This window comes from Streptomyces sp. NPDC019396, assembly GCF_040632375.1.
Taxonomy (GTDB): Bacteria; Actinomycetota; Actinomycetes; order Streptomycetales; family Streptomycetaceae; genus Streptomyces.
Genome location: NZ_JBEYBS010000038.1, coordinates 24247 through 46472, shown reverse-complemented (window position 1 = coordinate 46472; position 22226 = coordinate 24247). Strand labels below are relative to the sequence as shown.

General features: G+C 71.5%; 18 protein-coding genes and 1 rRNA gene. 14 read left to right on the top strand and 5 right to left on the bottom strand.

Annotated features, from left to right (window positions below; genetic code table 11):
- Positions 1-105: ribosomal RNA gene (rrf, locus tag ABZ532_RS29220) — 5S ribosomal RNA — on the top strand; the annotation flags it as partial.
- Between the two features lie 1158 nt (positions 106-1263).
- Entirely contained in the window at positions 1264-2034 is a 771-nt protein-coding gene (locus ABZ532_RS29215; protein WP_361290247.1) for a tetratricopeptide repeat protein, read from the top strand.
- Positions 2035-2101: 67 nt separating this feature from the next.
- On the opposite strand, the gene ABZ532_RS29210 is transcribed toward ABZ532_RS29215, so the two are convergent.
- The gene (locus tag ABZ532_RS29210; RefSeq protein WP_361290244.1) at positions 2102-3382 is read right to left on the bottom strand and encodes a DUF1015 domain-containing protein; all 1281 of its coding nucleotides are present in this window, start codon (positions 3380-3382) and stop codon (positions 2102-2104) included.
- Between the two features lie 75 nt (positions 3383-3457).
- On the opposite strand from ABZ532_RS29210, the gene ABZ532_RS29205 reads away from it, so the two are divergent.
- The 4 genes from ABZ532_RS29205 to ABZ532_RS29190 all read left to right on the top strand — a co-directional run bounded on the left by ABZ532_RS29205 (position 3458) and on the right by ABZ532_RS29190 (position 7631).
- On the top strand, positions 3458-4510 hold the full coding sequence (locus ABZ532_RS29205; protein WP_361290241.1) for an HAD-IIA family hydrolase: 1053 nt from the start codon (positions 3458-3460) through the stop codon (positions 4508-4510).
- Positions 4511-4606: 96 nt separating this feature from the next.
- On the top strand, positions 4607-5668 hold the full coding sequence (locus ABZ532_RS29200; RefSeq protein WP_361290238.1) for an iron chelate uptake ABC transporter family permease subunit: 1062 nt from the start codon (positions 4607-4609) through the stop codon (positions 5666-5668).
- On the top strand, positions 5665-6702 hold the full coding sequence (locus ABZ532_RS29195) for an iron chelate uptake ABC transporter family permease subunit (RefSeq protein ID WP_361290235.1): 1038 nt from the start codon (positions 5665-5667) through the stop codon (positions 6700-6702). The genes ABZ532_RS29200 and ABZ532_RS29195 overlap by 4 nt, the downstream gene beginning before the upstream one ends.
- Positions 6703-6791: 89 nt before the next feature.
- Positions 6792-7631: an ABC transporter ATP-binding protein gene (locus ABZ532_RS29190; protein WP_361290266.1), complete on the top strand. Its 840-nt coding sequence runs from the start codon at positions 6792-6794 to the stop codon at positions 7629-7631.
- Here the strand turns inward: ABZ532_RS29190 and ABZ532_RS29185 are convergent.
- A complete protein-coding gene (locus ABZ532_RS29185; RefSeq protein WP_361290232.1) occupies positions 7579-7926 on the bottom strand; it encodes an SCP2 sterol-binding domain-containing protein in 348 nt (115 codons plus the stop codon). The two genes, ABZ532_RS29190 and ABZ532_RS29185, sit on opposite strands and share 53 nt — an antisense overlap.
- Positions 7927-7968: 42 nt before the next feature.
- Here ABZ532_RS29185 and ABZ532_RS29180 point away from each other — a divergent pair, with 42 nt between their 5' ends.
- From ABZ532_RS29180 to ABZ532_RS29155, 6 genes are all read left to right on the top strand, one after another.
- Complete coding sequence (locus tag ABZ532_RS29180) at positions 7969-8307, top strand: hypothetical protein (protein ID WP_361290229.1); 339 nt, start codon at positions 7969-7971, stop codon at positions 8305-8307.
- Positions 8308-8314: 7 nt separating this feature from the next.
- On the top strand, positions 8315-9130 hold the full coding sequence (locus ABZ532_RS29175; protein WP_361290226.1) for a TlyA family RNA methyltransferase: 816 nt from the start codon (positions 8315-8317) through the stop codon (positions 9128-9130).
- Positions 9127-10080: an NAD kinase gene (locus ABZ532_RS29170; RefSeq protein ID WP_361290223.1), complete on the top strand. Its 954-nt coding sequence runs from the start codon at positions 9127-9129 to the stop codon at positions 10078-10080. Before ABZ532_RS29175 ends, ABZ532_RS29170 begins: the two co-directional genes overlap by 4 nt.
- 149 nt (positions 10081-10229) lie before the next feature.
- Positions 10230-11948 carry a DNA repair protein RecN gene (gene recN, locus ABZ532_RS29165; protein WP_361290263.1) on the top strand — a complete coding sequence of 573 codons (1719 nt, stop codon included), beginning with the start codon at positions 10230-10232 and terminating at the stop codon, positions 11946-11948.
- Between the two features lie 305 nt (positions 11949-12253).
- Positions 12254-12991 carry a hypothetical protein gene (locus ABZ532_RS29160; RefSeq protein ID WP_361290221.1) on the top strand — a complete coding sequence of 246 codons (738 nt, stop codon included), beginning with the start codon at positions 12254-12256 and terminating at the stop codon, positions 12989-12991.
- Between the two features lie 89 nt (positions 12992-13080).
- Entirely contained in the window at positions 13081-14187 is a 1107-nt protein-coding gene (locus ABZ532_RS29155) for a glycosyltransferase family 4 protein (RefSeq protein WP_361290218.1), read from the top strand.
- Between the two features lie 21 nt (positions 14188-14208).
- Here the strand turns inward: ABZ532_RS29155 and ABZ532_RS29150 are convergent, their stop codons facing one another.
- The 3 genes from ABZ532_RS29150 to ABZ532_RS29140 form a co-directional block, all read right to left on the bottom strand.
- Entirely contained in the window at positions 14209-15846 is a 1638-nt protein-coding gene (locus ABZ532_RS29150) for a PucR family transcriptional regulator (RefSeq protein ID WP_361290215.1), read from the bottom strand.
- A gap of 57 nt (positions 15847-15903) precedes the next feature.
- Positions 15904-17289 carry an FAD-binding oxidoreductase gene (locus ABZ532_RS29145; protein ID WP_361290212.1) on the bottom strand — a complete coding sequence of 462 codons (1386 nt, stop codon included), beginning with the start codon at positions 17287-17289 and terminating at the stop codon, positions 15904-15906.
- Between the two features lie 109 nt (positions 17290-17398).
- Positions 17399-19201 (bottom strand): glycoside hydrolase family 15 protein, encoded by a 1803-nt coding sequence (locus ABZ532_RS29140; protein WP_361290209.1) that lies wholly within the window; start codon positions 19199-19201, stop codon positions 17399-17401.
- A gap of 474 nt (positions 19202-19675) precedes the next feature.
- Here ABZ532_RS29140 and ABZ532_RS29135 point away from each other — a divergent pair, with 474 nt between their 5' ends.
- Together ABZ532_RS29135 and ABZ532_RS29130 are read left to right on the top strand one after the other, a co-directional pair.
- Positions 19676-21352: a CTP synthase gene (locus tag ABZ532_RS29135; protein WP_361290206.1), complete on the top strand. Its 1677-nt coding sequence runs from the start codon at positions 19676-19678 to the stop codon at positions 21350-21352.
- Positions 21353-21457: 105 nt separating this feature from the next.
- Complete coding sequence (locus ABZ532_RS29130; RefSeq protein ID WP_361290260.1) at positions 21458-22087, top strand: NUDIX hydrolase; 630 nt, start codon at positions 21458-21460, stop codon at positions 22085-22087.
- The last annotated feature ends 139 nt before the right edge of the window (positions 22088-22226 follow it).

Genomic DNA, 22226 nt, shown 5'->3' with positions numbered 1-22226 from the left:
AGCGTTAGGGAAACGCCCGGTTACATTTCGAACCCGGAAGCTAAGCCTTTCAGCGCCGATGGTACTGCAGGGGGGACCCTGTGGGAGAGTAGGACGCCGCCGAACAATCTTTCAGGACCCGTGGTCCCAGCGTTCAGCTGGGACCACGGGTCCTTTTGTTTTGCCTGAAATTTTTCGAAGCGCGCTGGGTGTCCGGTTGCGTGAGAATGACTGCGGTACCCGAAGACAGGAGCCTTACCCATGTCCACCAACTCCTCCGACGATCGTCCGGAGCGCGAGCCGCGTCGCCGGGATGGTGGCGGTGACCGGGGCGGTTACCGAGGCGGCAATGATCGTCGCGACGACAGCCGTGGTGGAAACGGTCGTCGTGACGACCGCCGCGACGACCGCCGCGACGACCGGGGTGCTGGCCGTCGGGACGACAACCGAGGTGGCTATGGAGCCCGCGACGACCGTCGTGATGATGGCCGTGGCAGTCGATTCCCGCGCGATGACCGTGGATACGCTCGGCGCGACGACCGGCCCGCTGACCGTGGCCCGCGTCGTGATGATGACCGTGGTGGGTTCCGTCGCGATGACCGTGCCCCGCGTCGTGACGATCGTGGCCCGCGTCGTGATGATGACCGTGGTGGGGTCCGTCGCGATGACCGTGGTCCCCGTCGTGATGATGACCGTGGTGGGTTCCGTCGCGATGACCGTGGTGGGTTCCGTCGTGACGATCGTGCCCCGCGTCGTGATGATGACCGTGGTGGGTTCCGTCGCGATGACCGTGGCCCGCGTCGTGATGATGACCGTGGTGGGTTCCGTCGCGATGACCGTGGTCCCCGTCGTGATGATGACCGTGGTGGGTTCCGTCGTGACGATCGTGCCCCGCGTCGTGATGACGACCGTGGTGGGGTCCGTCGCGATGACCGTGGTCCCCGTCGTGATGATGACCGTGGTGGGTTCCGTCGTGACGATCGTGCCCCGCGTCGTGATGATGACCGTGGTGGGTTCCGTCGTGATGACCGTGGTCCCCGTCGTGATGATGACCGTGGTGGGTTCCGTCGTGACGATCGTGCCCCGCGTCGTGACGATGACCGTGGTGGGTTCCGCCGTGATGACCGGGATCGCGACCGCGGTGGCTACCGTGGCCGTGACGACCGCGGGGGATACGGCCGCCGTGATGACAGGGACAGGGACCGTGGGCGTGACCGGGACCGCGAGCCGATCAAGCGGCTGCCGATTCCGGAGGACGTCACCGGTGACGAGATCGACAAGGACGTGGCACAGGAGCTCCAGAGCCTGCCGAAGACGCTCGCCGAGGACGTTGCCAAGAACCTGGTGATGGTGGCTCGGCTGATCGACGAGGACCCGGAGCAGGCTTACGGGTATTCGCGTGTGGCGCTGCGGCTCGCCTCTCGTGTCGCTGCCGTTCGTGAGGCGGCGGGATTCGCCGCTTACGCCATGCAGAAGTACTCGGAGGCGCTCGCGGAGTTCCGCGCTGCTCGGCGGATGACCGGTGGCGTCGAGCTCTGGCCTGTGATGGCCGACTGCGAGCGCGGCCTGGGCCGGCCCGAGAAGGCCCTGGCGATGGCCGGTGAGGCCGAGGTGCAGAAGCTGGACAAGGCGGGGCAGGTCGAGATGCGGCTCGTCGCCGCAGGGGCGCGGCGCGACATGGAGCAGATCGACGCAGCCATCGTCACGCTTCAGAGCCCTGAGCTGGCTTCGAACGCGGTCCACCCGTGGAGTGCGCGACTGCGTTACGCGTACGCGGACGCGCTCCTCGCCGCTGGGCGTGAGGACGAGGCCCGCGAGTGGTTCGCCAAGGCCGTCGAGGCTGACAAGGACGGGGCCACGGACGCCTCGGACCGGCTGGCCGCGCTGGACGGGGTGGAGTTCGTCGACGCGCTCATCGAGGACGAGGACGAGGACGAGGACGAGGCCCGCGAGGGCGAGCAGTCCGACTCCGTAGAGGTCGCCGAGGCCGACGACGAGGCTGAGGGCGAGTCAGAGGCTGAGGCCGAAGACTCCGAAGGCACCGACGAGGACTGATCCCGTCCTCGGCAAAGCGAAGGTCCGGTCCCCATGGGGACCGGACCTTTGTCCGTGGTCGCACCGCTCAGTCCAGGCTGAGGCTCCTCAGCACCAGACCCGTCGCGGGCTTCGGCCCGAACGACGTCGACTTGCGCGGCATCGTGACACCCTGGCGTGCGAGGTCCCGCACCACGTCCTCCCGCACGGGATGCATCAGCACCGCCGTGCCGCCGCGTCGTTCGGCCTGCTCGACCGCGGCCTCGGTGGCGTGGATGTAGGTGACTTCCTCGGGTGAGTCCGGGATCCGCCAGACGTGCTCCAGCAGTGTGGAGTGCAGCACCGTCGCGTCGAGCGACCGCCATGCCTCGGGGCGGCCAGACGGCACCGTACGCGCCAGCAGGGCGGGGTCCGGGCGGTCCAGGAGGTGGAAGCCGCCGGCGCCGGCCAGCAGGAAGGCATTGCCCTGCGCCGCCGCGTCCGCCAGCGCGTCGAGGGCGTTGTCGAGGGGGCCGTCGATGTCCCGTACCCGCATGTGGCCCTCGACGGCGGCGAGGGCGTCCGCGACCGGGAGGCGGTTCAGCAGCCGGTGGATCGCACGGACTCGCAGCGGATAGCGGGCCGTGTCGATCAGCAGGACCAGGCCGTAGTTCCAGGCACCCGGCACGCGCTGCTCGTCACGCAGCAGCAGATACGTCGCCCAGCGGTGGTGGCCGTCGGCGATGAGAGCCTGGTGGCGGGTCAGGTCGTGGGAGATCCTGGCGAGGTCGTCGGGGGCGGTGACCGACCACAGACGGTGGCTGAAGCCGTCCTCCGTGGTGGTCGCCAGCAGGGGGCGTTCAAGGGCGATCCGGTCGATGACGGCGCCCGCTCCCGAGTCGGACCCGTCGCCGCGGTAGGTCAGGAGGAGCGGTTCCAGATTGGCCGCGGTCGTCCGCATCAGGGCGGCGCGGTCCGCCACCACGTGCGGCATCACGTCCTCGTGCGGGAGCACGACGCCCTCGTCCGGCTCGGACAGGGCCAGGGCGCCGATGAGCCCACGCTGGAGGATCTCGCCCTTGCGCTGCTCGTAGACATACAGGGCTGGTTCCGGATCCGGCGCGAGCACCCCCTCGGCCAGCCAGCGTTCCAGTGTGTCCGCGGCCTGCTTGTGGCGCTCCGCAGGGGTCTCGGCCTGCGGGAGGATCAGCCGGACGATGTTGTGCGGATCTGCGGACTCCAGGTGGAGCAGCCCGTCGGGGCGCACGACCACGTCGTACGGAGGCGAGGTCACGGCAGCGATGCTGCCCACCCGCTCGGGGACGTAGCGAAGTCCGCGGAACGGGTTCAGGCACAGACCGTTGTCGCCTGGGACACCTCTCGTGTTCATCCATGCATCGTATGTGTCCTCGGTGATGCGCGATGATCGGGGGACAGCGCCACGACGAGCGAGGAGCGCAGCAGAATGGGCGAGCCGGGCAGGACCAGGCCGAGCGGCAGCGTGCGGGCGCTGAGCATCGCGTATGACACCGCACTGCTTGATCTCGACGGGGTCGTGTACGCGGGCGGGGAGGCGATTCCGTACGCGGTCGATGCCCTCGGGGCCGCGCGTGCGGGCGGTATGCACCTGGCGTACGTCACGAACAACGCGCTGCGCACACCTGACGCGGTGGCGCGGCACCTCACTGAGCTCGGAGTGCCTGCCGAGCCCGCCGATGTGATCACCTCGGCGCAGGCCGTGGCGCGCCTCATCGCCGAACAGGTGCCTGCGGGCGCACGGGTCCTGGTCGTGGGTGGTGAGGGGCTGCGGGTCGCGCTGCGCGAGCGCGGGCTCGTGCCGGTGGAGTCGGCGGACGACGATCCGGCCGCCGTGGTCCAGGGGTACGGCGGCCCGGAGCTGGCCTGGGGGCGGTTCGCGGAGGCGTCCTACGCCGTCTCCCGTGGTGTGCCGTGGTTCGCGTCCAACACGGATCTGACCATCCCGAGTGCTCGGGGGATCGCACCGGGGAACGGGGCTGCGGTGGAGGTGGTGCGGATCGCCACCGGAGCCGAGCCGCAGGTGGCGGGGAAGCCGCTGCCGCCGATGCACCGGGAGACCGTTCTGCGTACGGGGGCCGCGCGCCCACTGGTGGTGGGGGACAGGCTCGACACCGATATCGAGGGGGCGTTCAACGGGGGCGTGGACTCGCTGCTCGTGCTGACCGGGGTGACGGACCCGGCGCAGCTGCTGGCGGCTCGTCCGGAGCACAGGCCCACCTATGTGGACGCGGATCTGCGGGGGTTGCTGACCGGGCAGCCTGAGGTGACCGAGAGCCGTGACGGAGGCGGGTCCGGGGACGGGGCCGGGTTCGGCTGCCGGGGCTGGGCGGCGTCGGTGCGCGGCGGCGCGCTGGTGCTGGAGGGGGAGGGCGAAGCGCTCGACGGGCTGCGGGCGTTGTGCGCGGCGGCGTGGTCAGAGGCCGGGGGAGCGGGGAGCGGACTGGACGCGGGGAAGGCGCTGTCCCGGCTGGACTGGTGACCGGGGCTGGTGATTCCGGTCGATGACCCGTGGGTGCGGTGGCCGGCGGGTTCCCCCGGATCGGGCCGTTTGGGAGGGTAGGCTAGCCTAACTCGCGTGTTGGTCGACAGTCCTCCCCAAGAGAGCGCGGGCCCGGGGTCCGCCGAGCCCGCGCCAGAACCGCGCAAACGCCATGCGCTGCGCGCCGTCGGGCTGCTGGTCGCCGTCGGTGTCCTGCTGCTCGTCTGTGTCGCGAGCATCGCCATCGGCGCCAAGCCGATTCCGGTGAGCGACGTGTGGCACGGCCTCTTCGAGAACACCGGCACGGGGAACGACGTGATCGTGCATGACGTCCGGGTGCCGAGGACCGTGCTCGGCCTGCTGGTCGGGGCGGCGCTCGGTCTCGCGGGCGCGGTGATGCAGGCGCTCACCCGCAATCCGCTCGCCGAACCGGGGCTTCTCGGCGTCAACGCGGGCGCGGCTGCCGCCGTGGTGTCCGCCATCAGCTTCCTCGGTGTCAGGTCCGTCAGCGCCTATATCTGGTTCGCGTTCATCGGTGCGGGTGTCGTCTCGGTCGTCGTGTACGTACTCGGCGGCAGCCGCGGTGCCACGCCGGTGCGGCTCGCGCTCGCCGGTACGGCCGCCACCGCCGCGCTCTACGGCTACGTCAATGCCGTACAGCTGCTGGACTCGGTGGCTCTGGACCGGCTGCGCTTCTGGACCGTCGGCTCGCTGGCCTCGGGCGACCCCGAAACCATCGGCAGGATCGCTCCGTTCGTCGGCGCCGGCATCCTGGTCTCCCTGCTGATCGCCCGGCCGCTGAACGCGCTGGAGATGGGTGACGACACCGCCAGGGCCCTGGGCGCGCGGCTGACCCGTACGCGGGTGCTCGCGATGCTCGCGGTGACGTTGCTCTGCGGCGCGGCGACCGCGGCCTGCGGGCCCATCGTCTTCATCGGCCTGATGATCCCGCATCTCGTCCGGGCCCTCACGGGTCCGGACATGCGCTGGATCATGCCGTACGCCGCCGTGCTCTCGCCCGTGCTGCTGCTGGGCTCCGATGTGGTCGGCCGGCTCGTGGCCCGGCCGTCCGAGCTCCAGGTCGGCGTGGTCACCGCCTTCATCGGAGGGCCCGTCTTCATCTATCTCGTACGGCGCAAGAGGATGGCTCAGCTGTGAAGGCAGTGAAGGCGATACGCACGCCCGGTGGGTTCTCGGTCCGTGTCGATCCCCGGGCGTCCCTGGTGGGTCTGCTCCTGCTGGCCGTCGCGCTCATGGTCGCCGTCGTGCTCGTCGGCAGCGGCGACTTCCCGATGACGCCGGAGGAGGTGGTGGCGACCCTGCTCGGCGACGGCACGCCGGCGCAGGAGTTCATCGTCCAGGAGCTACGGCTGCCTCGGGTGCTGGTGGCACTGCTGGTCGGCGCGGCACTCGCGGTGGGCGGGGCGGTCTTCCAGTCCATCGCCCGCAATCCGCTGGGCAGTCCGGACGTCCTCGGCTTCGGCCAGGGGGCCACGGTCGGCGCGCTCATCGTGATCGTCATGTTCCATGGCGGGGCGGTGGCGACCGCGGGCGGTGCGATCGCGGGGGCCCTGGTGACGGGGGTCGCTGTCTATCTGCTCGCGTGGAAACGCGGAGTGCACGGCTACCGGCTGGTGCTGGTCGGTATCGGGGTGGCCGCGATGCTCACCGGTGCCATCCACTACCTCGTCACGAAGGCGAACCTCGTCGACGCCACGCGCGCCGTGGTCTGGATGACCGGCTCGCTCGACGGGCGGGACTGGAGCCAGTTCTGGCCGCTGCTCGCGGTGTGCGCGGTACTCATCCCGCTCTGCATGGCCTACGGAAGACCGCTGCGGATGCTGGAGATGGGTGACGACGCGGCGTACGCGCTCGGGGTGAGCGTCGAGCGGACCCGGGGCGTGCTCATGGGTGCCGCCGTGCTGCTCACGGCCGTGGGCACCGCTGCGGCCGGGCCGGTCGTCTTCGTCGCTCTCAGCGCCCCGCAGCTCGCCCGCAAGCTGACGCGCTCCCCGGGACCGAACATCGGCGCGAGCGCCATGATGGGTTCGGCGCTGCTGCTGAGCGCCGACTGGGTCGCCACCTCGGCGTTCGGGGACCGGGAGCTTCCGGTCGGGGTCGTCACCGGTGTGCTCGGCGGTGTCTACCTGCTCTGGCTGCTCGTCACCGAGCGCAAGGCAGGGCGCATATGACGGCCACCCGGACCGAAGGGTCCGAGAGCGCCGAGAGTGCCCAGAGCGCCGACAAGCCCGAGAAGAACCCCAGGAGCAGGAGCACGTTCATGCAGCGCCTCACCGCCGAGTCGGTCACCCTCGCCTACGACCAGCGGGTGATCGCCGAGGATCTCTCGGTCGAGATACCCGACCACTCGTTCACGGTGATCGTCGGACCGAATGCCTGCGGCAAGTCCACCCTGCTGCGGGCGCTGTCGCGGATGCTCAAGCCCAGCCAGGGCCGGGTGCTGCTGGACGGCCAGACCGTTCACTCGATGCCCGCGAAGCACGTCGCCAGGACCCTCGGCCTGCTGCCGCAGTCCTCCGTCGCGCCCGACGGCATCACGGTCGGCGACCTGGTCGCCCGTGGCCGTTACCCGCACCAGGGCCTGCTGCGCCAGTGGTCCCGCGAGGACGAGCGGATCGTCCGGGAGTCGATGGCCGCGACCGGGATCGCCGAACTGGTCGACCGTTACGTGGACGAGCTCTCCGGCGGCCAGCGGCAGCGGGTCTGGATCGCCATGGCCCTCGCCCAGCAGACTCCGCTGCTGCTGCTGGACGAACCCACCACGTTCCTCGACATCCAGCACCAGCTGGAGATCCTCGATCTGTGCGCCGAGCTGCACGAGACCCAGGGCCGTACGCTCGTGGCGGTGCTGCACGACCTCAACCAGGCCGCCCGCTACGCGACCCACCTCATCGCCATGCGCGAGGGGAGGATCGCCGCGGAGGGCGCCCCCGGGGACGTCGTCACCGCGGAGCTCGTCGAGCAGGTGTTCGGGGTGCGTTCGCAGGTCATCGAGGACCCCGAGACGGGCACGCCGCTGGTGGTGCCACTGGCCCGGCGCCGGGCAGCTACAGCAGTGCCCGCAGGCGCAGCAGATCGCGGAAACCCGCCTCGAGCCTGACCCGGCCCGAGGCCCAGGCCTTCGCGAAGTTCAGCTTCCCCTCGACCATCGCCACCAGGTCGTCACCGGTCATCGCGAGCCGCACGTCCGCCTTCTTCGCGGGCGGACCGTCCAGGGTGTCCAGGACCTCGATACGGCCCGCTCTGAGTCTGCCGGTGAAGGTGATGCCCAGGTCCGTGATGTGGCAGCTCAGGGAGCGGTCGAGGGCGCCGGCCCCGCGCAGCTCCCCGTCCACCGCCGCCAGGTTGTCCGAAAGTCTGTCGAGTGCGCTGCGGCACTCCTCCGTGGTCGCCATCGTGATCGACGGTACCCCAGGGCTTCGGGGTAGCGTCTGGGCATGAGCGACTCGATGGAAGCCCCCGGCGAGGCGGTACCGGCGGAGGAGGGCGGACCTGCCGTGCCTGCTGCGCACGGCGTACCGGCACTGGAGCCGTACGATCCCGCAGCACCCGCGCCCCTGGGCGTCGAGCGGATCCCCACCGGCAACACCGAGGTCGACGCGCACCTGGGACGGCTCGCCGATGCCGACCTGCTCCCCGCGGACGGACACCTCGAGGTGTACGAGGATGTACACCGAGGTCTGCGCGACACGCTAACCGCGCTCGACGCGCACCCCCCGGGACCACGTCCCGCCGTATCGCACAACCCGCATCACCAGCACAATCACAGGAGCTGAACCGAACGTGGCAGGACTGGCACGCCGCCGTCTCGACGCCGAGCTGGTACGCCGGAAGCTCGCACGCTCGCGCGAGCACGCGAGCCAGCTGATCGCGGCAGGACGGGTGACCGTCGGCGGAAACACCGCCACGAAGCCGGCAACCCAGGTCGAGACCAGCGCAGCCATCGTCGTCGCACAGGACGACGCCGACCCCGAATACGTCTCGCGCGGTGGCCACAAGCTCGCCGGCGCGTTCGAGGCGTTCGTCCCGCTAGGGCTGAAGGTCGGGGGCCGGCGCGCGCTGGACGCGGGCGCCTCCACCGGCGGCTTCACCGATGTGCTGCTGCGCGCCGGGGCGGCGCACGTGGTCGCAGTGGACGTCGGTTACGGCCAGCTCGCCTGGTCTCTCCGGACCGATGAACGCGTGACCGTCAGGGACCGTACGAACGTACGTGAGTTGACCCTGGAGACGATCGACGGGGCGCCGGTGGACCTGGTCGTGGGTGACCTGTCCTTCATCCCGCTCGGCCTTGTGCTTCCCGCACTCGTGCGGTGCACGGCGCCCGACGCCGATCTCGTCCTCATGGTCAAGCCGCAGTTCGAAGTCGGCAAGGAGCGGCTCGGCAGCGGCGGAGTGGTGCGCAGCCCCGAGCTGCGCGCCGACGCGGTGCGCACCGTGGCGCGGCAGGCCGGAGAGCTCGGTCTGGGCGTGCTCGGTGTGACCGCGAGTCCGCTGCCCGGCCCCTCCGGGAACGTCGAGTACTTTCTGTGGCTCAGGGCCGGGGCACCGGACCTCGACCCGGGGGATGTCGATCGTGCAGTGGCGGAGGGGCCGCGTTGACCGATACGAATACGACCACGACGAGTGCGGGCACGGGTGCGAGCGGAGAACCGCACGTCACCCGCACTGTTTTCCTGCTGGCCCACACCGGGCGGCCCGCGGCCATCCGCAGCGCCGAACTCGTCGTCCAGGGCCTGCTGCGGGCGGGCCTCGGCGTGCGGGTGCTCGCCTTCGAGGCGAGGGACCTTCCGCTGCCGGACGCCGTGGAGACCGTCCCCGAGGCCACGCCCGAGGTCCTCGACGGCTGTGAGCTGCTGATCGTGCTGGGCGGTGACGGGACGCTGCTGCGCGGCGCCGAATTCGCCCGTGCCTCCGGGGTGCCGATGCTCGGGGTCAACCTGGGACGGGTCGGCTTCCTCGCCGAGGCCGAGCGGGACGACCTCGACAAGGTCGTCGACCGCGTCGTGAGCCGCGCCTACGAGGTCGAGGAGCGGATGACCCTCGACGTCGTCGTACGCAGCAACGGCGACGTGGTGCACCGGGACTGGGCGCTCAACGAGGCCGCCGTCCAGAAGGTGTCGGCGGAACGCATGCTGGAGGTCGTGCTGGAGATCGACGGCCGGCCGGTCACCGCGTTCGGCTGCGACGGCATCGTCTGCGCCACCCCGACCGGTTCGACCGCGTACGCCTTCTCGGCGGGCGGGCCTGTGGTGTGGCCCGAGGTCGAGGCGTTGCTGATGGTGCCGATCAGCGCACACGCCCTGTTCGCGAAACCGCTGGTCACCTCACCCACCTCCATCCTGGCCGTGGAGGTCCAGCCGAACACCCCGCATGGTGTGCTCTGGTGCGACGGCCGCAGGGCCGTGCAGCTGCCGCACGCCGCGCGGGTGGAGGTGCGCAGGGGCGAGGTGCCGGTGCGGCTGGCACGGCTGCACCACGCGTCCTTCACGGACCGGCTGGTGGCGAAGTTCGCGCTGCCGGTCTCGGGGTGGCGGGGCGTGCCGCGCTGATCGGTGTTCGCCCGGTGTTCGAGAACCACTCCGTAGGGTGATGGGCAGGTGGGAGCGACGGCCCGCGAGCTGCGGCTCCGCCTCTGTAGGGCGGGGGCCGTCGCACAGCCCGGGTCGGACCTCGTAAGGTCGTCACCGTGTTGGAGGAGATGCGGATACGGTCGCTCGGGGTCATCGACGACGCTGTTGTCGAGCTGTCGCCCGGATTCACGGCGGTGACCGGAGAGACCGGTGCGGGCAAGACCATGGTCGTCACCAGCCTGGGGCTGCTGCTCGGCGGGCGCGCCGACCCCACCCTGGTGCGGATCGGGGCCAATTCGGCGGTCGTGGAGGGGCGGGTCGCCCTGCCCACAGGCGCGCCCGCTGCCGTGCGGGCCGAGGAGGCCGGAGCCGAGCTCGACGAGGGCGCGCTGCTCATCAGCAGGACGATCTCCGCCGAGGGCCGCTCGCGGGCCCATCTCGGCGGACGCTCGGTGCCGGTCGGCATGCTCACGGAACTGGCCGACGAACTCGTCGCCGTACACGGGCAGACCGACCAGCAGGGGCTGCTCAAGGCTGCACGCCAGCGCCAGGCCCTGGACCGGTACGCCGGTGACGCCGTGTCCGGACCGCACGCCGGGTACCTCACCGCCTACCGGCGCCTCAAGGCCGTGTCGGCCGAGCTGGACGAGCTCACCACGCGTGCCCGTGAGCGGGCCCAGGAAGCGGACCTGCTGCGCTTCGGGCTGAACGAGATCGCGGGCGTCGAGCCGCGCCAGGGCGAGGACGTGGAGCTGGCCGCCGAGGCCGAACGGCTTGGCCACGCCGAGGCACTCGCCTCCGCCGCCTCGGTGGCGCACGCGGCGCTCGCCGGCCACCCCGAGGACCCCGAGGCCGTCGACGCCACCACGCTGGTCGCGGGGGCCGGACGGGCCCTGGACGCCGTACGGTCCCATGACCCGGCGCTGGCCGCACTCGCCGACCGCATGGGCGAGATCTCGATCCTGCTCGCCGATGTGGCGGGCGAGCTCGCCGGCTACGCCGACAACCTGGACGCCGATCCGCTGCGACTGGCCGCGGTCGAGGAGCGGCGGGCCGCGTTGGCCGGACTGACCCGCAAGTACGGCGCGGACATCGACGCGGTGCTGACCTGGGCGGAGGAGAGCACGCAGCGGCTCACCGACCTGGACGGCGACGACGACCGGATCGGGGAGCTCGCGGCCGAGCGCGACGCGCTGCGCGCCGAACTGTCCGGTCTCGCCCAGGCACTGACCGAGGCGCGTTCGGAGGCGGCGGCGCGGTTCGCCGACGCGGTCACCGCGGAGCTGGCGCACCTGGCGATGCCGCACGCGCGGGTGACGATCGACATCCGCCAGTCCGACGACCCGGATGGAATCGAGGTCGGCGGCCGGCTCGTCGCCTGCACATCGTCGGGCACGGACGAGGTCGAGCTGCTGCTCGCCCCGCACCCCGGCGCCCAGCCGCGGCCGATCGCCAAAGGCGCGTCGGGCGGTGAGCTGTCCCGGGTGATGTTGGCGGTCGAGGTCGTCTTCGCGGGCACCGACCCCGTGCCGACGTATCTCTTCGACGAGGTCGACGCGGGCGTCGGCGGCAAGGCGGCGGTCGAGATCGGTCGACGGCTGGCGAAGCTCGCCAGGACCGCGCAGGTCGTCGTGGTCACACATCTGCCGCAGGTGGCGGCCTTCGCCGACCGCCAGCTCCTGGTCGAGAAGACCAGCGACGGTACCGTGACCCGGTCCGGCGTCACGGTGCTGGAGGGCGAGGACCGGGTACGGGAACTGTCGCGGATGCTGGCGGGCCAGGAGGACTCGGAGACGGCCCGGGCGCATGCGGAGGAGCTGCTGGCGACGGCGCGCGCGGAGGTGTGAGGTGCGGGTCCCGGGTGGTCACCCCCGGGCCTCCGGGGCCGGTTGAGGGAGCGGTCGGGCCGCGGCCCGGTCGGGGCTCCATGCCGGATGCCGGCGCGGCTCTCCCGGGCAGGCAGCCGGCGGCGCTGACGGGGGACCGGGCGTCCGCCGCGGGCCGGTCGTGAGCGTTCCGAGTCCTGCCCCGGCTGCGGCTGAGAGGCCCGCCCCCGGGAACGGCTGAACCGTCCCGCCTTCCCCTGCCCGGCTGTTGGTGATTTCACGGGCATCGCACCGGCAGCCTGGGCGCCGAGCCTAGGCTGGCGATCATGGCAACGCTGAACAGAGTCACCGCCCTCGCCGTCGCCGCGGGCGGCACCCGCCTTGTGTACCGCGCGCTCCGGGCCCGCACCCGCGGGGAGGCGCGCTGGGAGCGCACCAACTACGCCGGCCGCACAGTCGATCTGTGCGCCGGGCCCGCCGTGACCGTGGGCGTCGCAGCCGGCGCGCTGGTGGCGGGCACGCCGGCGGCTGCCGCCGCCGCACTGGTGGCCGGGGCGTGCGGGGCGTACGACGACGTCGCGGGCGACGAACGGCGGGGCTTCAGGGCCCATCTCACGGCTCTGGGGCAGGGCGAGGTCACCAGTGGCGCCCTGAAGCTCTTCGGGGTCGGGGCCGCCGGTCTACTCGCCGGGGCGCTGATGAAGGACCGGCCCGTCGACAAGGTGCTCGCGGGTGTGGTGATCGCGGGCACGGCGCACCTGGTGAACCTCGTCGACGTACGACCCGGGCGCGCCGCGCTCACCGTGCTCGGTCTCGGCGCGCCGGGGCTGCTCCGGGGTCCGCTCGCGGCCGCCCCGGTGGGTGCGGTGTCGGCCGTGGCGGGCGACGACCTCGGTGAGAGCACGATGCTGGGCGACGCCGGGGCGCACGCGCTCGGCGCGGCCGTCGGCGCCGCGATCGCCGCAGGCAGCGGCCGGGCCGGGCTGGCTCTCCACGCGGCTGGGCTGGTCGCCGCGGCGGCGTACGGCGACCGGATCACCGACCTCGCACGCTCACCCATGTGAGTGAACCCGGTGGGGGAGTTGCCACGTGGGACAGGGGAATGCCGTCCCGGCGGTGCCGGAACGTGCGTACGGACTGGCATCCTTGGCGCGTGACACAGCTCCGTACGGTCCAGGTACTGGGCGGCGGCAGCGCGGGCAGTAGCGCTCATGTCAGATCACTGGCCGGTGGGCTGGTGGCTCGGGGTGTGCGGGTGACCGTCTGCGCCCCCGCATCCCTGGAGCACGACTACGACTTCCTCGGCACGGGCGCGCACTTCGTGCCGATGCCGCTGCGCAGCGATCCGGCCGCGGTCGGCGCCCTCAGGGCCGTATGCGCAGGGGCGGACGTGGTGCACGCGCACGGACTGAACGCCGCCGTACGCGCCGGGCTCGCCATCGGCCGGCAACGCCGGGTGCCGCTCGTCGTCACCTGGCACACTCGCTCGCTCGCCGACGGGGCCAAGGGCCGGATGGTGCGGCTGATGGAGCGCAGAGCGGTGCGGTCGGCCGCGGTGGTTCTCGCCACGTCATCGGAGCTGGTCGACCGGGCGCGCGAGCGGGGTGCGCGCGATGCCCGGCTCTCCCCGGTCACGGCGCCTGGACCGGTCGGGCACGCGGCGGCGTACGAGAGGGCCGAGCACAAGGCCCGGGCGGAGCTGGGAGCCGTCGACCGGCCGTTGGTCATGGCGGTGGGCAGACTCGAGCCCGACCGCGGGTACGCGACCCTCCTCGACGCGGCCCGGGACTGGTGCGGGCTCGACCCCGTGCCGCTGGTCGCGATCGCGGGCGAGGGTCGGGAACGTGCCGCTCTGCAACGGCGGATCGAGGCGGAAGGGCTCCCGGTCCGGCTCATCGGCCGCCGCGAGGACATCACCGACCTCCTCGCGGCGGCCGACATCGCGGTGCTGCCCAGTCGCTGGGAGTCGCGCTCCCTCCTGGCCCAGGAGGCACTCAGGCTCGGGGTACCGCTGGTGGCCACCCGCGTCGGCGGAGTGCCCGAACTGGTCGGCGACGCGGCGGCACTGGTGCCCTACGCCGACCCCGCCGCGCTGTCCACCACCGTCACCGGACTGCTCGCCGACCCGTCCGCCCGCCACCGGCTCTCGGCGGCGGGCCGCGCACAGGCGGCCACCTGGCCGACGGAGGACGAGACGATCGCCCAGATCCTCAGCGTCTACGACGAGTTCGCTCCACCGCGTGGTACCGCGCCGGCCTGACGCCCGCCACGCGGACGGCGGTCACGGCAGGTGGCGGCGCGCCCGCAGGGCCAGGGACAGAGCCAGCACCGTCTGGGGGTCGTCCAGGTCCGTGCCCAGCAACTCCTCGATCCGGGCCAGCCGGTTGTACAGCGTCTGACGGTTGAGGTGCAGCTCGCGTGCCGTCTCCGCCTTGCGGCCCGCGTGTGCCAGATAGGTCTCCAGGGTCGGCAGCAGCGGCGGCCGCGAGGCGCGGTCGTGCTGCGTCAGCGGGCCGATCGCCCGGTCCACGAACGCCGCCAGGTCCGGGTGGTCCCGCAGGCGCCACAGCAGCAGGTCGATGTCGAGGCGGCGCGCGTCGTACCAGGGCCGGTCGGACAGGCCCAGTGCCGCGGTCGCCGTCTCGGCCGCGTGGCGCAGCCCCGCCGAGGCGGCGCCCCAGCCGCCGGCGACGCCCACGACGACCACGGGGGGATGGGCTCCGGCCCGCTCGGTCCGCTCCAGGCCGGCTCGTCTCAGACCGGCGCGCAGCGCCGCGGCCACCCGGTCCGCGACCGCCGTGCGCTCCGACTCCGTGCGCAGACCGATGAGCAGCGGTACGCGGCCCTCCAAGGGCCGCACCCCGAGCAGCACCGGGACCCCGACGGAGGACAGCTCGTCCAGCACCGCGCGGGCCAGGAGCGACCAGTTGCCGGACGGGGAAAGTTCAGGGGTCAGCCGCATGACGACGGGCAGCAGCGGCCCGTCAGCGGACTTGAAGCCCAGCACCCGGGCCTGCTCCGGAGCGTCGGCCGCCGAGATCCGGCCTTCGGCGAGATCGGTGAGGAAGTCGCCCCGGCCGCGCGCCGCCAGCTCCTCCTCCTGCCGTGCCTGCATCAGGACCACCGCGAGCACCCCTGCCGCCCGTTCGAGCGCCATCCGGTGCACCGGCAGCAGCGGGGTGGCGACGGCCGGTACGACGAGCCGGGCGCGTACCGCCCCGGTGCCATGCCCACCGCCGGGCACATCCACCAGCACCGCCCCGGCAGGCGGCCCGGACTCCCGTGCGGCCCGCTGGCCGCGCAGCCCCTCCCACACCTGGAGCGGGTCGGCGGCGGCCGGCCCTGAGCCGCTCTCCGCGGCGTACAGCAGCTGTCCGTCCGCGGTTTCCAGGAACACCGGGTTGGCCGTGAAGTCCGCGAGGATCCTGAGCACTTGGGGGATTCCGCCCCCGCCGAGCAGGGCCTCCGTGCACCGCCGGTGCACCTCGTCGGCCCGCTGGAGCAGCGCGTAGTGCAGATTGACGATCTCGGTGTGGACCTCCTCCGTCACCGAGACGAACGCTACTTCGCGGTGCAGCTGGATCAGAGGCAGCCCGGCGGAGGACGCCGCGTCCACGACCGCGGTGGGCAGCCGGGTGAAGCGCGATCCCAGCTCGACCACCAGCGCCGAGACCCCGCGGTCGGCGAGCCGCCGTACGAAGGCGCGCTGTTCGGCGGGGCGGGTGCCCAGGCCGAGGCCCGTCGTCAGCAGCAGCTCCCCGCCCTTGAGCAGCGACGCGATGTTCGGCACCTCGCCGGCGTGCACCCAGCGGACGGTGCGGTTCAGCCGGTCGGCTCCGGCCACGACTTCCGGGAGTCCGCTGCGGAGCGCGGGCAGCTCGAGCGCCCGCTGCACGGTGATACCGCCCTGTGTTTCCATTGCCGGGACGCTACCTGGGCGAAAGTTTGCAGGACAACTGCCGTGCCGGGCCGGGGATCAGCCCGGTTTGATGTTGTGGTTCAGCCGGAACACGTTGTCGGGGTCGTACTGCTTCTTGACCACGGCGAGCCGCCGGTAGTTCGCGGCGCCGAATCCGGCCACCACCCGCTCCGGCCCCTCCAGGCCGATGAAGTTGAGGTACGTCATGCCGAGCGACCAGGGCTCGACACCGGACCGGACATCGCGCACCCACTGCCTACCGCGCTCGTCGTCGGCCGCGTCGCTCCAGATCGCGAACGGGTGCACGGCCCACTTGGCGGACCGCCACGGAACGGGGTAGTCGGAATCGTCGCGTGCGAGCGCCCCGCCCATCGGGAACAGGATGTGCTGGGAGTTCGACGGCACGATCATCGACGAGGCACTGGAACAGAAGGCGTCGACAGCATCGGCCGGCAGGGCGTCGAGGTACTCCGCCGACCAGTAGTTACGCAGACCCGGTGGATCGTCGATCATGCACTGGAGATCGGCGTACGGAAGCTCCATGATGACCTCCGCCTCATGGCCGAGACCCAGCAGCGGACCGGCGGCCCTGCGCAGCTCGGGCTCGGTGCCCGCGTAGGTCAGCAGCACCAGGGCCACGGCCTGGTCGACCAGGTGCTCGGGCATGAAGTCCTCGGGCGGGCCGGTGAGGTAGATGAAGCCGCCGCCCAGCTCGTCGGGGGCGCTCGCCAGTACGTCTCGGTAGACCGGGAGCACCTCGGCCCCGCGCGCGGCGGGGAAGAACAGCATCGCCACGGACATGGCGGGCAGCGGGTGCAGCCTCAGCGTGAGCGAGGTGGCCACACCGAAGTTGCCGCCACCGCCGTGCAGCGCCCAGAACAGCTCGGGATTCTTCTCGGCGTCGGCGCGGATCTCGGTCCCTTCGGCGGTCACCAGGTCCGCCGCGACCAGGTTGTCGCAGGCCAGGCCGAACTTCCGCTCGAGCCAGCCGGATCCGCCGCCGAGGGTGAAACCGCCTACGCCGGTGGTGGACATCCGGCCGCCGGTTGTGGCCAGGCCGAACGCCCCGGTGGCCCGGTCCAGATGGCTCATGGTGGCTCCGCCGCCGACCCGGGCGGTGCGGGCGTCGGGGTCCACGGTGACGGCATGCATCCGGCGTAGATCGATCACCAGGCCGCCGTCGGTGGTCGCGAGGCCGGCGACGCTGTGGCCGCCGCCGCGGACCGCGATCTCCAGGCCCTGGTCCCGGCCGAAGCGGATCGCCGCCGCCACATCGGCGGCGGACTCGCACTGGACGATCACCCCGGGATTCCGGTCGACCATCGCGTTGAAAACGGTGCGGGCCTCGCCGTACTCCGGATCGCCGGGGGCGATCACCTCGCCGGACACGGTCTCGCGCAGCCCTTCCAGGGCCGCATCCGCTACGGGCTGGGGCGCTGCCATGATGTCTGTGCCCCCTTCGGGGGGGGTGCGGGCAGGACCTTTTCATCGTAGGTACGAGCGGTCCTGCCGCGCACATCATGGCCCGTCCGGCCGACTCCCGGCGGGGCCCTCAGCCTCCGTACGCTCCGGAGGCCGTGAGCCGCAGCGCCGTGTCGATCAGCGGGACATGGCTGAAGGCCTGGGGGAAGTTGCCCACCTGGCGCTGGAGCCGCGGGTCCCACTCCTCGGCGAGCAACCCGAGGTCGTTGCGCAGGGACAGCAGCTTCTCGAAGAGCCGCCGCGCCTCGTCCACGCGGCCGATCATCGCCAGATCGTCGGCCAGCCAGAACGAGCAGGCGAGGAAGGCACCCTCGTCGCCCTCGAGCCCGTCGACCCCGGCCTCGTCGCCCGCGGTGGGGTAGCGCAGCACGAAACCGTCCGGTGTGGACAGCTCCCGCTGGATCGCCTCGATCGTGCCGATGACGCGCTTGTCGTCCGGCGGTAGAAAGCCCATCTGCGGGATCAGCAGCAGCGAGGCGTCGAGCTCCTTCGAGCCGTACGACTGCGTGAAGGTGTTCCGCTCCTTGTCGTAGCCCTTCTCGCAGACATCGCGGTGGATCTCGTCGCGCAGCTCATGCCAGCGCTCCAGGGGCCCGTCCGCGTCGCCCGACTCGATCAGCTTGATCGTGCGGTCGACGGCAACCCACGCCATCACCTTGGAGTGCACGAAGTGGCGCCGGGGCCCGCGGACCTCCCAGATGCCCTCGTCGGGCTGGTCCCAGTGGTCCTCGAGGTACCGGATCAGCCTCAGCTGGAGCACGGAGGCGTAGTCGTTGCGGGACAGGCCGGTCATATGGGCCAGATGCAGGGCCTCGGTGACCTCGCCGTAGACATCCAGCTGGAGCTGGTTCGCGGCGCCGTTGCCGACCCGGACCGGAACGGAGCCCTCGTAGCCGGGCAGCCAGTCCAGCTCGGCCTCACCGAGCTCGCGTTCGCCGGCGATGCCGTACATGATCTGGAGGTTCTCCGGGTCGCCGGCGACCGCCCGCAGCAGCCACTCACGCCAGGCCCGGGCCTCTTCCCGGTAGCCCGTGCGCAGCAGTGAGGACAGGGTGATCGCCGCGTCGCGCAGCCAGGTGTAGCGGTAGTCCCAGTTCCGTACCCCGCCGATCTCCTCCGGCAGGGACGTGGTGGGCGCGGCGACGATTCCGCCGGTCGGGGCGTAGGTCAGGGCCTTCAGGGTGATCAGCGAGCGGACCACCGATTCCCGGTAGGGGCCGTGGTACGTGCAGTGCTCGACCCACTCGCGCCAGAACTCCTCGGTGGCGTCCAGCGACCCCTCGGGGTCGGGCAGCGCGGGGGGCTCGCGGTGCGAGGGCTGCCAGCTGATGGTGAAGGCGATCCGGTCACCGGGGGAGACGGTGAAGTCGGAGTACGTCGTCAGGTCCTTGCCGTAAGTCTCCGCGGGCGTGTCCAGCCACACCGAGTCGGGTCCCGCGACCGCCACCGTACGGTTGTCGACCTTGTGCACCCACGGCACGACCCGGCCGTAGCTGAACCGCATCCGCAGGGCCGAGCGCATCGGGACCCGGCCGCTCACACCCTCGACGATCCGGATCAGCTGGGGCGCGCCGTCACGCGGCGGCATGAAATCCGTCACACGGACCGTGCCGCGCGGCGTGTCCCACTCCGATTCCAGGATCAGCGAGTCGCCCCGGTATCTGCGCCGGTCGGCCGCGGGGGGCTCGGTGTGGCCCGGATACGCGGGCCCGAGACGCCAGAAACCATGCTCCTCGGTGCCGAGGAGCCCGGCGAAGATGGCATGCGAGTCGAAGCGGGGCAGGCACAGCCAGTCGACCGTGCCGTCCCGGCAGACCAGGGCAGCGGTCTGCATGTCCCCGATGAGTGCGTAGTCCTCGATGCGCCCGGCCAATGGATCTCCAGTCGAACGGCCACGTCCGCCCTGCGTGGCTCTGTGCTCTTGCTGCGGTCTTGCTGCGGTCAAGGGTGTCAATCGGTCAATCGGTCATTGACGAGCTCTTGTTCCGGGAGAAGGGGCGGGGTGGTGCCAATCGCCGGCTTGCTCGGGAGCGACATTCCGAACCAAGTGTCCGAGCAGAATACGACGCACCCCGGTGATCCGCGCGACGCTCCCGGCAATCCGGTGCCACCGAACGGGTGAGCGGTGGGTGAATCCGGAGAGACCCGTGAGGGCCATCATGCCCCGTGTGGCCGGAAGCAGTCTCCCCCTGGCGCTGATACCCTGGTAGCCCGTGGACCGGTGGGCTCCTCACACGATTGGCGGCCCCCGAACCGCAGCGACGGCGCCTCCCTGGAATCTCCGGATCTCACAGCGGGATCGCCGGTACGCACGACAACTCGCGACCACGGGAGCCCCCTCTTGGCCATGCCGGCTCGATCCTCGAACACGACGACCAAGCACATCTTCGTCACCGGGGGTGTCGCCTCCTCCCTCGGCAAGGGCTTGACGGCCTCCAGTCTGGGCGCGTTGCTCAAGGCCCGTGGCCTGCGGGTCACGATGCAGAAGCTCGACCCGTACCTGAACGTCGACCCGGGCACGATGAACCCGTTCCAGCACGGAGAGGTGTTCGTCACAAACGACGGCGCCGAGACCGACCTGGACATCGGCCACTACGAGCGGTTCCTCGACGTCGACCTCGACGGCTCGGCGAACGTCACCACCGGGCAGGTGTACTCGCAGGTCATCGCCAAGGAGCGGCGTGGCGAGTACCTGGGCGACACGGTCCAGGTCATCCCGCACATCACCAACGAGATCAAGCACCGCATCCGCCGGATGGCCACGGACGATGTGGACGTCGTGATCACCGAGGTCGGCGGCACGGTCGGCGACATCGAGTCGCTGCCGTTCCTGGAGACGGTCCGCCAGGTCCGACACGAGGTCGGCCGGGACAACGTCTTCGTCGTGCACATCTCGCTGCTGCCCTACATCGGTCCCTCGGGCGAGCTGAAGACCAAGCCGACCCAGCACTCGGTCGCCGCGCTGCGGAACATCGGTATCCAGCCGGACGCGATCGTGCTGCGGGCGGACCGGGACGTGCCGACCGCGATCAAGCGCAAGATCTCGCTGATGTGCGACGTCGACGAGGCCGCCGTGGTCGCGGCGATCGACGCCAAGTCGATCTACGACATCCCCAAGGTGCTGCACACCGAGGGCCTGGACGCCTATGTCGTGCGCAAGCTGGACCTGCCGTTCCGCGATGTCGACTGGACGACCTGGGACGACCTGCTGGACCGTGTCCACAATCCGGACCACGAGATCAGTGTGGCCCTGGTCGGCAAGTACATCGACCTGCCCGACGCCTATCTGTCCGTGACCGAGGCGCTGCGGGCCGGAGGTTTCGCCAACCGCGCCCGGGTCACGATCAAGTGGGTCACCTCGGACGACTGCAAGACGCAGGCGGGAGCGGCCAAGCAGCTCGGTGACGTGGACGCGATCTGCATCCCCGGTGGCTTCGGCGACCGCGGGGTCAGCGGAAAGGTCGGCGCCATCCAGTACGCCCGCGAGAACAGGATCCCGCTGCTCGGCCTCTGCCTGGGCCTCCAGTGCATCGTGATCGAGGCCGCGCGGAACCTGGCGGGTATCCCCGAGGCCAACTCCACCGAGTTCGACGCGGCCACCGTTCACCCCGTCATCTCCACGATGGAGGAGCAGCTCGCCTACGTGGAGGGCGCCGGCGACCTCGGCGGCACCATGCGTCTCGGGCTCTACCCGGCGAAGCTCGCTGAGGGCTCGATCGTGCGCGAGGTCTACGACGACCAGCCGTACGTGGAGGAGCGCCACCGCCACCGCTACGAGGTGAACAACGCCTACCGCGCGGAGCTGGAGAAGAAGACCGGCATCGTCTTCTCGGGAACCTCCCCGGACAACAAGCTCGTCGAATACGTCGAGTACCCGCGCGATGTGCACCCCTACCTGGTCGCGACCCAGGCCCACCCGGAGCTCACGTCCCGCCCGACCCGTCCTCACCCGCTGTTCGCCGGACTGGTGAAGGCCGCCGTGCGGCGCCGGGAAGAGGCGGCCGAGGTCGCTGCCGGCAAGTAGGGCCACGCCGGGCACATGAGGCAGAAGAACTAACGTGGACCGGGGTACGGGCCGGAACAGGCTCCGTACCCCGGTTCCGGCGCTTTCGGGAGGACGTACATGACCATGACCATCAAGGACACCCCTGAGGAGTGGCGGGTCACGGCGACCGCGGTCCCCTTCAAGGGCAACAAGACAAGCGTCCGGACCGATGATGTGGTCATGCCCGATGGTGCGGTGGCGCGCCGCGACTACCAGGTCCACCCGGGCTCCGTGGCCGTACTCGCCCTCGACGAGTCGGGCCGGGTCCTGGTGCTGCGCCAGTACCGGCACCCCGTGCGCCAGAAGCTGTGGGAGATCCCGGCCGGGCTGCTCGACGTCCCCGGGGAGAACCCGCTGACGGCCGCCCAGCGCGAGCTGTACGAGGAGGCGCACGTCAAGGCCGTCGACTGGCGGGTGCTGGTCGATGTCTACACCACGCCGGGCGGCTGCGACGAGGCGGTACGGGTCTTCCTCGCCCGCGACCTCTCCGAGGCCGAGGGCGAGCGCTTCCGGGTCTCCGAGGAGGAGGCCGACATGGAGCTGGCCCGGGTGCCGCTCGAGGACCTGGTACGCGGGGTGCTCGCGGGGGAGCTGCACAACAACTGCCTGGCTGTGGGCGTGCTCTCGCTCGCCGCCGCGCTGGCGGGCGACGGGGTGGAGTCCCTGCGCCCGGCCGAGGCGCCATGGCCCGCCCGGCCGTTCGAAGCGTCGTAGGCGCCAGGCGCCCGGTGGGACGATCGGCTGATCCGATCGAGGGAACCGGGCGCACGCGCCGCAGCGCTCCCATGAGTCCGGCAGACGGCTGATCTACGCTCGGAGCGCCCGCGCGGGGAACCTCCGGTGGGTTCGGCTC